At 31.4% G+C, this 15,294-nt stretch carries 13 protein-coding genes; 7 read left to right on the top strand and 6 right to left on the bottom strand.

What is annotated here, in order from left to right; all coding sequences use genetic code 11:
- Positions 1 to 92 precede the first annotated feature (92 nt).
- The gene (locus Q0828_RS10460; protein WP_298420326.1) at positions 93 to 1,166 is read left to right on the top strand and encodes a S41 family peptidase; all 1,074 of its coding nucleotides are present in this window, start codon (positions 93 to 95) and stop codon (positions 1,164 to 1,166) included.
- On the opposite strand, the gene Q0828_RS10455 is transcribed toward Q0828_RS10460, so the two are convergent.
- Together Q0828_RS10455 and Q0828_RS10450 are read right to left on the bottom strand one after the other, a co-directional pair.
- Positions 1,167 to 1,688 (bottom strand): hydrolase, encoded by a 522-nt coding sequence (locus tag Q0828_RS10455; RefSeq protein WP_298420324.1) that lies wholly within the window; start codon positions 1,686 to 1,688, stop codon positions 1,167 to 1,169.
- A gap of 26 nt (positions 1,689 to 1,714) precedes the next feature.
- On the bottom strand, positions 1,715 to 2,482 hold the full coding sequence (locus Q0828_RS10450) for an MBL fold metallo-hydrolase (RefSeq protein ID WP_298420599.1): 768 nt from the start codon (positions 2,480 to 2,482) through the stop codon (positions 1,715 to 1,717).
- Positions 2,483 to 2,648: 166 nt separating this feature from the next.
- Here Q0828_RS10450 and Q0828_RS10445 point away from each other — a divergent pair, with 166 nt between their 5' ends.
- Complete coding sequence (locus Q0828_RS10445; RefSeq protein WP_298420322.1) at positions 2,649 to 4,112, top strand: TonB-dependent receptor; 1,464 nt, start codon at positions 2,649 to 2,651, stop codon at positions 4,110 to 4,112.
- Positions 4,113 to 4,176: 64 nt separating this feature from the next.
- Complete coding sequence (locus Q0828_RS10440) at positions 4,177 to 4,659, top strand: CIA30 family protein (RefSeq protein WP_298420320.1); 483 nt, start codon at positions 4,177 to 4,179, stop codon at positions 4,657 to 4,659.
- 163 nt (positions 4,660 to 4,822) lie between these two features.
- Here Q0828_RS10440 and bcp read toward each other — a convergent pair whose 3' ends face one another.
- Positions 4,823 to 5,284, bottom strand: coding sequence for a thioredoxin-dependent thiol peroxidase (gene bcp / locus Q0828_RS10435; protein ID WP_298420318.1), 462 nt, complete (start codon positions 5,282 to 5,284; stop codon positions 4,823 to 4,825).
- 46 nt (positions 5,285 to 5,330) lie between these two features.
- Between bcp and nth the strand changes: the two genes are divergently transcribed.
- Positions 5,331 to 5,996: an endonuclease III gene (gene nth, locus Q0828_RS10430; protein WP_298420316.1), complete on the top strand. Its 666-nt coding sequence runs from the start codon at positions 5,331 to 5,333 to the stop codon at positions 5,994 to 5,996.
- Positions 5,997 to 6,209: 213 nt separating this feature from the next.
- On the opposite strand, the gene Q0828_RS10425 is transcribed toward nth, so the two are convergent.
- The gene (locus Q0828_RS10425; protein ID WP_298420314.1) at positions 6,210 to 6,791 is read right to left on the bottom strand and encodes a sigma-70 family RNA polymerase sigma factor; all 582 of its coding nucleotides are present in this window, start codon (positions 6,789 to 6,791) and stop codon (positions 6,210 to 6,212) included.
- Between the two features lie 308 nt (positions 6,792 to 7,099).
- Between Q0828_RS10425 and uvrA the strand changes: the two genes are divergently transcribed.
- Positions 7,100 to 9,880, top strand: a complete 2,781-nt coding sequence (gene uvrA / locus Q0828_RS10420) for an excinuclease ABC subunit UvrA (protein ID WP_298420312.1) — start codon at positions 7,100 to 7,102, stop codon at positions 9,878 to 9,880.
- A gap of 149 nt (positions 9,881 to 10,029) precedes the next feature.
- Here uvrA and Q0828_RS10415 read toward each other — a convergent pair whose 3' ends face one another.
- The gene (locus tag Q0828_RS10415; RefSeq protein ID WP_298420310.1) at positions 10,030 to 11,118 is read right to left on the bottom strand and encodes a DUF3667 domain-containing protein; all 1,089 of its coding nucleotides are present in this window, start codon (positions 11,116 to 11,118) and stop codon (positions 10,030 to 10,032) included.
- 572 nt (positions 11,119 to 11,690) lie between these two features.
- On the opposite strand from Q0828_RS10415, the gene Q0828_RS10410 reads away from it, so the two are divergent.
- Together Q0828_RS10410 and Q0828_RS10405 are read left to right on the top strand one after the other, a co-directional pair.
- On the top strand, positions 11,691 to 12,332 hold the full coding sequence (locus tag Q0828_RS10410; protein ID WP_298420308.1) for a hypothetical protein: 642 nt from the start codon (positions 11,691 to 11,693) through the stop codon (positions 12,330 to 12,332).
- A gap of 386 nt (positions 12,333 to 12,718) precedes the next feature.
- Positions 12,719 to 13,924 (top strand): hypothetical protein, encoded by a 1,206-nt coding sequence (locus Q0828_RS10405; protein WP_298420306.1) that lies wholly within the window; start codon positions 12,719 to 12,721, stop codon positions 13,922 to 13,924.
- A 71-nt stretch (positions 13,925 to 13,995) separates the two neighbouring features.
- Here the strand turns inward: Q0828_RS10405 and Q0828_RS10400 are convergent, their stop codons facing one another.
- Positions 13,996 to 15,282, bottom strand: a complete 1,287-nt coding sequence (locus tag Q0828_RS10400; RefSeq protein WP_298420304.1) for a glycosyltransferase — start codon at positions 15,280 to 15,282, stop codon at positions 13,996 to 13,998.
- Positions 15,283 to 15,294 lie beyond the last annotated feature (12 nt).

Genomic DNA, 15,294 nt, shown 5'->3' with positions numbered 1-15,294 from the left:
AATATTCGGAATATTGAACTTATTCGCCTAAAAATGTACTTCATATTACGTGATAAAACCTGAGTTTTGTCAAAAATAATACACACATCACCATGAAGTACTTTTTACTGTTTCCTCTCATTTCTCTATCATTTTTAAGTTGTAAAAACAATATAAATTCTGTAAAAGAAAGTTCAGCTAATAGCATTATTTTAGATTCTATTATTAGCATTACAAAAGAAAATTCATTGTATACAAATACTGTCGATTGGAATAACTTTCGTGAAGAAATTTTTGCAAAGTATCAAGATAACGACTCAATAAGTTCATTACAAAAACCTATTGAATACATGTTTACAAAACTTGGCGATTTTCACGGTTTTGCTATGGTTAACGGAATACAATGCAAAGGAGTTATAAAAAGAAAGAGAAAGGTTTCATATGATTATGAAAACGAAGATTATGTAACAAATATGTCTGAAATTTATCAAAAGACAATTACAACGACAGAAATAGTTTCCACAATATTATATGATTCCATTGCGTATATTCAAATCCCGATGATTATTAATAATTTCGGTAACGATAGTTTGAATATAGCTTATACGATAAAGATTAGAAACAAAATTTGTGAACTCAACAAGCATAATCCTAAAGGATACATAATTGATTTAAGAGCAAATATAGGCGGAACTATGTGGCCAATGTTTTCTGGTTTAGGTGTCCTTTTCCCAAATATGGAACTAGGTGGAGACACTAAAGATGGCAAAACATTATACTCGAAATGGTCACTTATCAATGGAAATCTTCATGTGGATGATTATGCTACTCAAAACATGCCAAATATTGATTGTAACATACAGATCGAAGATAAAAAAATTGCAATTCTTATCGGAAGATACACGTCAAGTTCTGGAGAAGCCGTTGCAAGTGGTTTAAAAGGTCAAAGAAACTGTAAACTATTTGGTGAAATAACTTTTGGAGCTAGTACAACTAATTCTTGGTTTGCGATTACTCAAAATATATCTGTAAATCCTGCAATAGCGTATTATATGAGTACAGATTATACTGCTCATACAGATGGAATTACACCTGATATTGAAATTATAGAAGGTTTTAATTTTGGAAAACTTACCAAAGGAAAAGTAATTGACGAAGCCGCAAAATGGATTTATCTTTCTAAGTAGTTATTTTGTGAATTTATTATACAATGTTTCAGAAACAATCTCAAAGGTTAGATTTTTGTCTTTGTCAATTTCGTAACTCAAAATCATTTCGCCCCAATAACCACTATCAGTAAAGCTACATAAAGCCCACTTATGGTTAATTACTTTTACTTTATCAATAACAAAAACACCATCCATTCCAGCAAATGGAACTAGTGGATTGTCATTTTTAGTAGAGTTTTTGTCATAAATAACATCTTCAATGTATTGAGATAAATCATCTGTAAATTGATATTTTTCAAAATACTCTAATGCTTCTGCATTGTGTTTCAATGTAAAATAACTTAAATCAAGATTCTCATTAATTAAGACATCTATAGAATCTCTTTTCGCTTGTATTTGTGTTGACATCTCATCACGCTCAGTTCTTAGTTTTTCTATTTTTCCGTTCATTTTTTCGTACATTCTATTCGTATTTACATACTGATACAATGCTAATAAAATGACAAATAAAAGTGCGTACCCTAAGATTCTCTTTTTCATGTATGGTTAATTTTTATGACTTTATTTTAGATAACGTTAATTGTGAGTGTATCGTACGCCAAAAATACATTTTTTGGTAATGTTTTGGAAACTTCTTCATGAAAACCTAACAAATGACTAATATGTGTCAAATATGCTTTTTCTGGTTGAATTTCTTCAATAAACTCCAACGCTTCTTCTAGTGAAAAATGTGAAATATGTTCTTGAATTCGCAATGCATTGATTACTAAAACCTTCAAACCTTTCAATTTGGGTCTTTCAGCTGATTCTACTGTTTTAACATCTGTCAAATATGCAAAATCATTAAAACGATAGCCAAAAACTTGTAATTTATAATGAAATGCGTTGATAGGCGTTACTGTAACACCTTTTAAAGTAAATGACTCATGATTTATAACTTCATGTTGAATTACACCTGGCGCTCCTGGATATTTATTCTCTGTTGCAAAGATATAATCAAAACGTCTTTGTAATTCTCCAAATACACGTTTATGCGCATACATATCAATATCACCTTGACGGAAATAAAAAGGACGAATATCATCTAATCCTGCTGTATGATCTGCATGTTCATGTGTAAATAAAATCCCATCAATATAATTGCAATTTGCGCGCAACATTTGCTGACGAAAATCGGGACCGCAGTCAATCACATAAGTTGCATCTTTCCAAGAAATCAACACAGAAACACGGAGGCGTTTATCGCGAGAATCAGTGCTTAAACATACAGGATGATCGCTTCCAATAATAGGAATTCCTTGTGAAGTTCCTGTTCCAAGAAAAGTAACTGTTATCATAAACTATGGTAGTTTGTTAAAAATCAGGTGCTTTTTTAGATAGATGTGTTCAATTCATCGATCATTATTCAAATTTAACTTATTATTTAACAAAAAACCCGAAATAATGCATTCAAAAAAATAAGGATTGTTTATTTTTGCATCAAACAAATTCAAACTACTCATGGCTATTGTCTATAAAGGTGATACAAACTTAGAAAACGTCCCTTCCATCAAAGCGAAAGCTTTACGAATAAACTTAAACAGCCAAATCTACGGTACATTTGCAGAAATTGGAGCCGGACAAGAAACTGTTCGTCATTTTTTCAGATCTGGAGGAGCATCTGGAACAATTGCAAAAGCAATGAGTGCATATGACAAAGATTTTAGTGATGCCATTTATGGTGTTGAAAACGATAGACGTTATGTTACGGAAGCTCGTTTAAAGAAAATGCTTTCTCATGAAATGTCATTATTAGAAGATCGTATTACACGTGAAAAGCATCCTGATAAAATGTTTTTCTGTTTTGCCAATACGGTAGCAACTATTGACTTTGCTAAAAAATACAAAGGTCATGGTTGGATGGGAATTAAGTATCAAATTGATGCTGATCAAGAATACAACGAAATTATTCTACATGTTCGCTTCCATGAAAATGATGCCAAACTACAGCAAGAGACACTAGGAATTATGGGTGTAAACCTTATTCACGGTGCTTTTTATAAATACAACAATCCAAAAAATCTATTAAAATATCTTTACGATCATATTGATAAAGATAAAATAGAAATTGATACCATTAACTTTTCAGGACCACAGTTTGACAAAGTTGACAACCGTTTAATGAGTTTACAGTTGTTAAAGAACGGAATGACAGAAGCTGTTATTTTTGGACCTGATGGAAACAATATTCTTCCTGCAAGATTGCTATACAAAAAGAATGTATTAGCACTTCGTGGAAGTTTTCGTCCTGTGACTAAAGTAAACATGGACATGTTTCAAAAGTCATATGATATCTTTATTAGAGAAAATAAAGTAGAAGAAGAAAAAACAGTCGTACTGTTTGAAATTACACTTTCCAATTTACGTGCAGAAGGAGAAATTGATGAACAAGATTTCATGGACAGAGCACAATTGCTAGGTTCGCTTGGGCAAACAGTTATGATTTCTAACTTTAAAGAATACTATCGCTTAGTTGATTACTTCTCAAACTATACAAAAGAACGTATGGCATTGACTATGGGTGTAAATAACTTAGTGGATATCTTTGATGAAAAGTATTATCGTCACGTAAGTGGAGGAATTTTAGAAGCTTTTGGGAAATTATTCTACAAAGATTTAAAAGTATACTTATATCCTATGAGACGTAAGGAAACTGGTGAATTAGTGAATAGCAACAACTTAAAAGTACATCCACGTATGAAAGAATTATACAAATTCTTTAAGTACAATGGAAAAGTTGTTGATATTTTTGATTTTGACAATAATATTCTAGATATTTTCTCTAGAAAAGTATTAAAAATGATTGCTGATAATGAAGAAGGCTGGGAACGCATGTTGCCAGATGGTGTTGCACAAATCATTAAAGAGAAAAAATTATTCGGGTATTTACAACAAAATGAAAACGAATTGATAGAAAATAAATAATATATTAAAAAGCTCCTAAATAGGAGCTTTTTTTATGCCATGTATTAAATCGTAACATATAACAATGAAGCTATTTGATTTTTCTCTTAAAAGTGATATTTCCAACTGGTATATTGTCAATGATGGCGCTATGGGTGGATTATCGCAAGGAGGATTTTATATAAATGAACAAGGAAATGCTATTTTCCACGGCATAGTTACACTTGAAAACAATGGTGGTTTTACATCACTTCGTTATGGAATTGGTATAACTGATATTAGAGAGAAAACGACACTAGTAATTCGTTTGAAAGGTGACGGAAAAACCTATAAATTCCGTATCAAACAACAGCAAAAAGATCGCCATACATTCATGACTACATTTGAAACTTCTGGCGATTGGGAAACAATCGAAATTCCACTAAATAGTTTATATCCGAGTTTCCGTGGTCGTACGTTAGATATTGGAAATTTCTCAGCAACTACTTTTGAAGAACTCGGTTTTTTGATTGCTAATAGAAAACAGGAATCATTTCAATTAGAGTTGGATTTTATTGAGTTAAAATAAAGAATTAGAACTGAGAAGTTAAATCGTTTCATTTTTAAGATATAGACTTTTAATTATTTACATCATAAAAAAACAGACTCCACAAAGAAATTGTAAAGTCTGTTATATCTTATAAATGTGATCTAAAGCATTATCAAATCAAAACATTTTCAAAATCTTCAAATTAGTTTATCAACTCTAAAATCTGAGCTGCGTGATCTTTTGTTTTCACTTTATCAATCACGTGATCAACAATACCTTTCTTATTCACTAAGAACGTTTTACGGTGAATTCCATCATATATTTTTCCCATAAATTTCTTTTCGCCCCAAACACCAAAAGCTTCAATAACCTCTTTGTTTTCATCAGCTAGTAGTGGAAAAGGAAACTCGTATTTATTTTTAAAATTTGTTTGTCTTTTTTCAGAATCAGCACTTACACCTAATAATTCAAATCCTTTGCTTTGTAATTCTGCATAATTATCTCTCAAATTACACGCTTCAGCTGTACAACCTGGTGTACTTGCTTTTGGGTAAAAGAAAACAATTAATTTTTTTCCAACATAATCCGTTAAAGAAATTGCGTTTCCATCTTGATCATTCACAGTGAAATTAGGTACTTTATCTCCAGTTTTTAAGGTATTCATAGCTTTCAATAATTTATTGGTTATTTTTGTGTAAAAATACTGAAAAATGACCAAACAAGAAAAGGTTCAGTTTGTAATTGATACACTTGAAAATATATATCCTGAGATTCCAATTCCATTAGATCATAAAGATCCATATACCCTACTTATTGCTGTGTTGATGTCTGCACAAAGTACAGATGTACGCGTTAATCAAATTACACCGTTACTATTCGCAAAAGCAGACAATCCGTATGATATGATTAAACTTTCTGTAGAAGAAATTAGAGATATTATCAGACCTGTTGGGTTATCGCCTATGAAATCGAAGGGAATTCACGGTTTATCACATATTTTGATTAATAAACATAATGGTAAGGTTCCTAAAACCTTAGAAGCATTGGAAGAATTGCCTGCTGTTGGACATAAAACAGCCAGTGTTGTGATTAGTCAGGCTTTCGGAATTCCTGCTTTTCCTGTAGATACACACATTCACAGATTAATGTATCGTTGGAATTTAACTAATGGAAAAAATGTAGTTCAAACAGAAAGAGATGCAAAACGGTTGTTTCCAAAAGAAAAATGGAACGATTTACACTTACAAATTATATGGTACGGTAGAGAATACTGCCCAGCACGCGGTTGGAACTTAGACAATGACATTATTACCAAAACTATTGGTAGAAAAACGGTAATTAACGATTATTTAAAAGCTAAAAAGACTCGCAGCTAACGAGTCTTTTTCCAAAGTTTAGTTGAGAAGCGTTTCAAACTTCATCCTTTTGTAATTAATAACACTTAAAGCCTTTGAATAGTTCAATAAGAAACTAATTGTTTCCTTTTTAGGCAACATTTTTTTCATTTCAGATGAACTCTTAGTGTAATTTTTTGCCATACGTCGGTTTTTATATTTAAAATACAACGCACAGAAATATATTTTATTGTATTAATTTGTTAAAACTATATTATGCTTATCTATAACTTTTCGTAAATTAATCAATGCATAACGCATTCTTCCCAATGCTGTATTGATACTTACGCCTGTTTTTTCTGAAATTTCTTTAAAGCTTAAATCTTGATACATACGCATCAATAATACCTCTTTTTGGTCTGATGGTAATTCATCAACTAGTCTGCGAACATCACGTTCTACCTGATTTTTAATGATTTTTTTCTCCGCATTTAAATCTGTATCACTTAACACAGAAAAAATATTAAAATCACCATTATTGTCATACTTAGGCATTCTATTATTCTTTCTAAAATGATCAATTACCAAATTATGAGAAATACGCATAACCCAAGGTAAAAATTTACCTTCTTCATTATAATTTCCTTTTTTTAGCGTTCTGATCACTTTGATAAAAGTGTCTTGGAAAATGTCTTCTGTAATATCTCTATTCAGAACTTTTGAATATATAAAACTATATATACGTTGTTTGTGACGTTCAATTAATACGCCAAGTGCGCATTCGTCACCTTTGATGTAATTAGATACCAATACTGAATCTTGCAGAATCTGTTCCATAGCATTACTTTTTATACTTTGATAATTATCGAGGCTGATAAAATCTATTTATTTTTTAAAAAAGTAATTTTTAGCTATACGCAGATGTTTTTGTAGTTTGAATTAATGAACTCAAATATAGTAAGAATCGTTAAAGAAATGCAAATAAAATTCAATATTTTAACATTTAGCTTGAATTTATTGACTTGAAACGCCATTTTCTATGAACCCTTCTTCCCTATTCTACGTTCAATTTATGATATTCTTTGCTGTAAATTCATTTTAATTCGAGTATTAAAAGCAGTATCTTTGCAATTATTTTTTTTCCAATGACACAAGATCTCGCTACTGTAAATCCAAAAGAAAACATCATTATTAAAGGTGCAAAACTGCATAATTTAAAAAATATTGATGTAGTAATTCCACGAAATAAATTGGTTGTAATTACAGGACTTTCGGGTTCTGGAAAATCAAGTTTGGCTTTTGACACCTTATATGCAGAAGGACAACGACGTTATGTAGAAAGTCTTTCTTCGTATGCGCGACAGTTTTTAGGACGTTTACACAAACCCAAAGTAGATTACATTAAAGGAATTGCTCCCGCAATTGCTATTGAGCAAAAAGTAAACTCTACCAATCCACGTTCGTCTGTTGGAACAACTACCGAAATTTATGATTATTTAAAATTATTATTTGCACGAATTGGAAAAACGGTCTCTCCTATTTCTGGTGAAGAAGTAAAAAAGCATACCGTTACAGATGTTATTAATTATGTAAAAAAGTTTGACGAACGTAGCAAACTTCTATTATTAGCTCCTGTGACTGTTCCAGAAGGAAGAAGTGCTTTTCATACAATTAAAGTATTAGCACAACAAGGATATGCACGTATTAAAAAGAACAATGAAATTGTCCGAATTGATGAAATTAATGAAGATTTTTCGGAAGCATTTTCTTTGGTTATAGATCGTATTGTGGTGAGTCATGATGAAGATTTTTTCAATCGTTTAGCAGATGCGGTTCAAACTGCATTTTTTGAAGGAAAAGGAGAATGTTACATAGAAACTGTAAACGATCAGAAAAGTGTCCATTTTAGTAATAAGTTTGAGTTAGATGGTATGAAATTCCTCGAACCAAATGTACATTTATTCAGTTTTAACAATCCATATGGAGCCTGTCCAAAATGTGAAGGATATGGTGATGTTATTGGAATTGACGCAGATTTAGTTATTCCTAATACTGGACTTTCTGTATATGAAAATGCTATTTTTCCTTGGCGCGGAGAAAGCATGAGTTGGTACAGAGATCAATTGGTAAATAATGCGTATCATTTTGATTTCCCTATTCACAAACCTTGGTTTGAATTGACTGATGAACATAAAAAACTGGTTTGGGAAGGAAATAAATATTTTGAAGGATTGCATCAATTCTTTTCATTTTTAGAAGAGAAAAGTTATAAAATTCAGAATCGTGTCATGTTATCACGTTACCGTGGGAAAACAAAATGCGCCACTTGTGAAGGAAAACGACTTCGTCAAGAAGCTAATTATGTGAAAATTGGCGGAAAAACAATTACAGATTTAGTTGTGCTACCATTAAATGAATTGATTGTTTTCTTTGATGAATTAAAACTAAGTGAACACGACGAAAATATTGCTAAACGTTTATTAAAAGAAATTAAAAACCGTTTGACATTTTTAACGAATGTTGGACTAGATTATTTGACCTTAAATCGTAAATCGAATTCACTTTCTGGAGGAGAATCACAACGAATCAATCTAGCAACTTCACTTGGAAGTAGCTTGGTTGGTTCTATGTATATATTGGATGAACCTAGTATTGGGCTACATCCAAAAGATAGTGAACGCTTGATTCAAGTATTACTTTCCTTGCGCGATTTAGGAAATACCGTTATTGTTGTAGAGCATGATGAAGACATTATGCAAGCTGCTGATGAAATTATTGATATTGGCCCTGAAGCTGGGACACATGGTGGACATGTAGTTGCTTTTGGTGATTATCCTACCATTTTAAAAGCAGATTCCTTAACTGCAAAATACCTCAACAAAACTATTCAAATTGAAGTTCCTTCTACACGTAGAACTTCAAATCAGTTCATAAAAGTTGTTGGTTCTCGTGAAAATAATTTAAAAAATATAGATGTTACGTTTCCATTAAACATGCTTACGGTTGTTACTGGTGTTTCTGGAAGCGGAAAGAGTTCGCTAGTAAAAAAGATTTTATATCCTTCTATGTTGAAAGAAACAGGCGGATATGGGGAAAAAGCGGGGCAATTCACAAAATTAGAAGGAAAATATAGTAACGTTAAACATATTGAATTTGTCGATCAGAATCCTATTGGGCGTTCTTCTCGTTCAAATCCTGTAACGTACATAAAAGCATATGATGATATTCGTGCGTTGTATGCTAGTCAGAAATTATCAAACATTCGTAATTACAAAACCAAACATTTTTCCTTTAATGTAGATGGTGGACGTTGTGAAACTTGCAAAGGTGAAGGACAAGTAACTATTGAAATGCAGTTTATGGCAGATGTGCATTTGGAATGTGAAACTTGTAATGGAAAACGCTTCAAGAAAGAAGTATTAGAAGTTACTTTTCAAGATAAAAACATCGACGACATTTTAACCATGACGATTGATGATGCTATGGATTTCTTTACAAAACATGAGCAAAAGAAAATTTATCGAAAGTTAAAACCTCTTCAAGATGTTGGTTTAGGTTATGTAACACTTGGGCAAAGTTCTTCAACGCTTTCTGGTGGAGAAGCACAGCGTATTAAACTTGCATCATTTTTAGTAAAAGGAACTACAAAAGAGAAGGCATTGTTCATATTTGATGAACCAACAACTGGATTGCATTTTCATGATATTAAAAAGTTATTGAAATCATTTGATGCTTTAATTGAAAAAGGACATTCTATTATAGTGGTTGAACATAATATTGAATTGATCAAATGTGCAGATCACATTATTGATTTAGGTCCTGGTGGTGGAAAAAATGGCGGAACACTTGTTGCATATGGAACGCCAGAAGAAATCATTAAAAACAAAGCTTCCTTTACAGGAAAGTATTTGAAAGAGAAATTGTAAAAAAACGTCATTCCGAACCTGATTCGGAATTTCATATTGATTCACAATAACTATAAGGAACTTAAATCAAGTTTAATTTGACAGAGAATTGGCTATACAATTGCTTTTTTGGTGTTTATTTAGCGTAAACATACTATAATTTTGATTCCTTAATATAAGAAAAACGATACAATCCACAACATTACAAACGTAACTGGAACCACGAAAATTAGGTATATGAAAGATAATATACAGGTTTTGATAAATGTTTTTATGTATCCTTGATCGTAGAATCGCTTTAAGCTAATGACAAGATAAAAGAATGTGGATATAACTAATAAAGCATCAATTCCATTGGGAATATCTACAATATAATTTGTTACCAAAATGATACTTGTAGCTAAAAACATAAAGGCAAAATAGTAAAAACTAAATACCATATGATGCGCAAAACGGCCTTGTTTTCTGTAAAGAATTTTCAATAAAAAGGCGAAAATTGGAATCAAGAAAAACATTGAGATTGGAATGGTATCAAAGAATGCTTTTAACAATCCTACACCTCTATTTGCTCTAAATTTTAAAACTTGCTTCTTTATAAATTTTGAAGACCAACTATCCGTTTCTTTGTAACCAATAGCTTTAAGCTTTTCATCCATTGTTGCGTTACTATTTTCTAGTGAATCTAATAAGTCTGTATCAAAGTTAAATCCAAAAATTTCTCCTGTAATTGTATTCTGCTTTTTCGAATTTCCATGTAAAGTATCTTTCGTTTTTTCAGCATCTAACAAGTTTTTCAACTTTATAATTTCTAAACTATCAGTACCATTGACACTTATTTTCTGCATTTCTAAAGCATTTGATATAGAATCTTTTATACGCTGACCTTCCTGTAAAATTGCTTTTTCTTTACTAAATGTTTCTTTCATAGAATTATCAAAACTTCGTTGTGCAGAGCGTGTTGAAATTGAGAATAAAAAGAAAAATACAATAGAAGCAAATAAATAAAACTGAGCCGGATGCAAGTATAACAAACGTTTTCCTTTAACAAATTCCTTGGCTAGAAAACCCGGTTTTATAAGTAATGGAATAAAGCTCCTAAAAAAACGGGCATCTACCGAAAAGTAATTCATAATCGTATTATGAAAAAGTACACGCATGCTCAACTTATCATCAACTTTTTGACCACAATTAGGACAATAGTTATGATATTGTGTCAATTGATATTCACAATTGGAGCAATGTTTTGTTTCGGTTGACATATGGTTTGATTAAGGTTTACTTTGCAATACATACAAAGATGCTAAATTCTATTCACAATCAGTAAGTACATTATCAATTAATGTATAATATTGAAGTAATAGTTTTTGTTTTGTTAATAATGATTTCCACTAGCTCATAAATTTTTCTGCTGCAACTGGTTTTCCAACAAAATCACCTTGAAAAAAAGTATCTTTCCATTCACTAATTTCTACATTCACCTCATTCTTCATTACATTAAAAACCTTCAATATTAGTTAAACAATCAAAATCTGTAATGGATAAGTAATTTGTTTATTCATAGGAATTCCAAATGATGTTTGACAAATTTTTCACTTTTTTCATTGTCGATTGATATTGATAAATCTTAGTATGATCTGTACTATTTTACAATTTAATGTTACATTTTTAAAGATACTTTTTTGATTTTACATAAAAAAACACCTTCTCAGAACACATATAAAACACTCATAAACAAAACATTGCATTTTTGGCACGCAAATTGGTTTTAACTATACAAATATAGCGCTCGCCGAAAAGCTAAAGAGTAGGCATAACCCTAAAAGTATATATTATGAAAAACTTTTATCTTTTATTTGTAGGATTGTTATTTAGTGTAACAGCTACACAAGCAAATGAAACTAGTAACCAACTAGAAGCTACCGAAAATGGGTTAACTAATCGCTATCGTTACGCACAACCAATTCAGTTTGTAGAGCGAGGTGTAGAATTTTTCATTTTCCAAAATGGAGAATTCGATTTTAACACACATCCAGTAGCATATAATAGAACGCGAAGAAGTTCTGTAAATGCCACATTTGGAGCTCCAAGAGTTCGTACCAGAGGAACTCGTTTTAACACAAGAAATATTGGCGTTCGTGTGGAACATGACAGAAACGGAAGAGTGAGAAAAATTGGACACCTATTCATTAACTACGACCGTTACGGAAGAGTAAAAAGAATTGGATCTATATATATGCGTTACCATCACAGATACGGAAAAGTGAAACAAATTGGTGGATTACATTTAAAATATAACCGTAGAGGAAGACTCATTAGACAATACGGAAGTGTAAAACCAATTATTAGTGGAATTGACCATACAGATATTGGTTTTGACGACGATTTTCAAAATGGCCATGATATTCCAGCAAATGATGATGATTTATATTATTACAGAAAGAATGGAGGACAAAAGAAATTAAAGAAACAATAAATAGTAGTAACCAATAGTAATGTAAAACCTCGTGAAAAGTGTCTGACTTCACGAGGTTTTTATTTTTTATAGTATAAAGAAAACGCTCCAACTATTTCTTCGCCGTTTTCGTATATTTTCTACAATGACAGAGCCAACTAAACTACAAAATTTAAGATTGTGTCAGACGATTATAATTTTCCTCCTTCATAGTATCCAAGATTAAAACAGCACTACTATAATTTCAACTAAAATAATTATTTGAAACTATATATTAGTATGGCAAAACCGTACTTCCTATCCGTTATTTACAAATTTTACAAACTTCATTTTCAACTCGTTTCTATTCATTATTAAACTTTGGCACGTTGTTTGGTTTATAGTAAGTAACATTAAAACTTTGTGTTATGAGAAAAATAATATACATACTTACAGGACTCTTTCTCTTCGCTGCAACAACAGTAGAAGCTAAACGGGCAACAACAGCTACTTTTGTCTATAACAATTCATTTTCGTTTGTAGAACAAGGAATTACTTTTTCAGTATATAATGATGGAGAATTCGATTTTTATATTAATCGTTTACACCCAGGAATTAGCGCCAACATCAATACAGGCGGTTTAAATATTAGCTTTAATTCTGGTTACAATTACAATCCTTACATTCAGTATGACGATTATGGAGCTGTAATTCAAATTGAAAATGTTCCTATTTATTATGACTATTACGGTCGTGTTTTTAGAATTGGAAATATTTCTATGAATTACAACAGTTTTGGAAGTTTACTTCAAGTTGGAAACATGTATGTTTATTATGATGATTTTGGAAATTACTCATATACCAACGGTTATGTAAACAGATATAACAGAATTAACAGAAGAACTATTTTTTATAACAACTGTTTCTTTCGTCCAGCTGTAAATTTATGTTTGGTAAATTACAGACCATATAGAAGGTATTACACTCCTATTCGTTATACATATTGTTCTCCATATAGAAACAACTTCAGACGTTCATATGTATCAGTAGGGCGTTCATATCGTTATGCTGCAAACAACTCTAGAAGAGGAATTTATAGAAATGACAGAAGAGTTACACGTAGAAATGATCGTGCAATTAACAACACAAGACGTAACACGGTAACACGTACAACAAGAGCAACTCGAAACAACACACGTGTAGCATCTACAAGAAATAACACTCGTAACAATGCTACAACTCGTAACAATACACGCACAACACGTAATAATAATGTAAGAAGTACACGAAACGACAGAAATACATCTGCGACAGGAAATGTTCGTTCTAGCAATACAAGAGTTACTCAAAATGGTACAACGCGTAACACACGTAACAACAATGTACGATCAAACAATACGAGAAATAATAATACACGATCTGTAACACGTAACAATACGCGCACAAACAGAAATGTTACTTCAACACGATCTACTCGAAATAACAATACAAGAGCAACAAGAAGTTCAAACAGAAATTCTTCAAGAGCTACACAAAGTAATAGAAATTCACAAAGAAGAGCTGTTTCACAACGATCTAGTCGTTCTTCACAAAGAAAAGCTACAACTTCTCGCAAAAGAAGGACTAGAAGTTAATACTTAAGGTGTTTTCTAATAAAAAATGATCTTGTTTGATATTCCTTACCAAAATATCAGGCAAGATTTTTTTATGTCAAATTGTGAAGTAAACTCGCCAAACGTTTAGTTAATTCTTTTCGTGAATATTTTTGAAGACCAATTGGCGCTGTTTTTAATTCTTGCTTTTTGTATAAATTGTAATATGCAATTATTTGTGTTTTCAGCTGTTCTTTTTCAGTATACAAGAAATACGTTCCTGTATTGGTTTCTTTGATTATTTTTGAAATATCTGCACCATCTGGCCCTAAGCCAATAATTGGTCGTTCAGCAACCATGTATTCAAATATTTTACCAGCAATGATTCCTTTTGTCTTTTCGGCATCAATTTCAATTAATAATAATACGCGTGAAGTTCTTTGCAATTCTAATGCTTTTTGATGCGAAACATATCCGAAGTATTCTGTATAATTGTCTAATCCTACTTTACGAATCATACGCTTTATCTGATCACTTACAACACCTGCAAATTGTAATTGAAAATCATTTGCAAAGTTTGTATCTTCTTGGATCAACTCTGCTAACACTCCCCACAATATTTCAGGATTTCGTTCTGATAACAATGAACCTATATGTGAAATCGTAAATTTTTCGCTAAGCGGTTTGTGTTCATATTGTTCAACATCAAAACCGTTTGTAATTACTTCAATAGGTTGTGTTGTAATCGTAGAAAACTCATCTTTTGTGGTAAAACTTGTCGTTATAATTGTGTCCGCAGTTTGTAAAACTTCAGCTTCTAACTGTTTGTGTTTTTGTTGTGATTTCTGAGTTAATTTCAATTCGCTATGATATCCAATAGTTGTCCAAGGATCTCTAAAATCTGCAAGCCATTTTATATCTAACTCTTTTCGCAACGAAAGTCCAATCATATGTAAACTATGTGGCGGGCCTGTTGTAATAATGGTATCTATACTTTCTTCTTGAAGATATTTTTTTAAAAACTTTACAGATGGTTTTATCCAATATTTGCGAGCATCGGGAATAAAAAAGTTTCCTCGAATGTATAGTAATAACTTCTCTATAAATGTTTGCTTTTCTTTATCTATAATTCCTTTACTAATCTTTTTTGTTTTCTTTTTGGAAAAAACAGTCGCTAACGAATACGGTTCAAAAATTGATTTCCTCAGTATGGTTATATCTGTTGGAATTTCATCTGAAAACGATTCGTCTATAATAGGATAGTTTGGATTTTTAGGAATATACAATATTGGCTCTATATCAAAATCACGTAAATATTTTACGAACTTTAACCAACGTTGTACTCCTGGTCCACCTGCTGGCGGCCAATAGTATGAAATAATAACTACTTTTTTTGGCATAACTGAGAATTA

It is taken from the genome of uncultured Kordia sp. (assembly GCF_947496985.1).
In the GTDB taxonomy this organism is placed as follows: Bacteria; Bacteroidota; Bacteroidia; order Flavobacteriales; family Flavobacteriaceae; genus Kordia.
The sequence above is the reverse complement of the archived record's forward strand: the minus strand, read 5'-3'. Positions and strand labels throughout refer to the sequence as shown.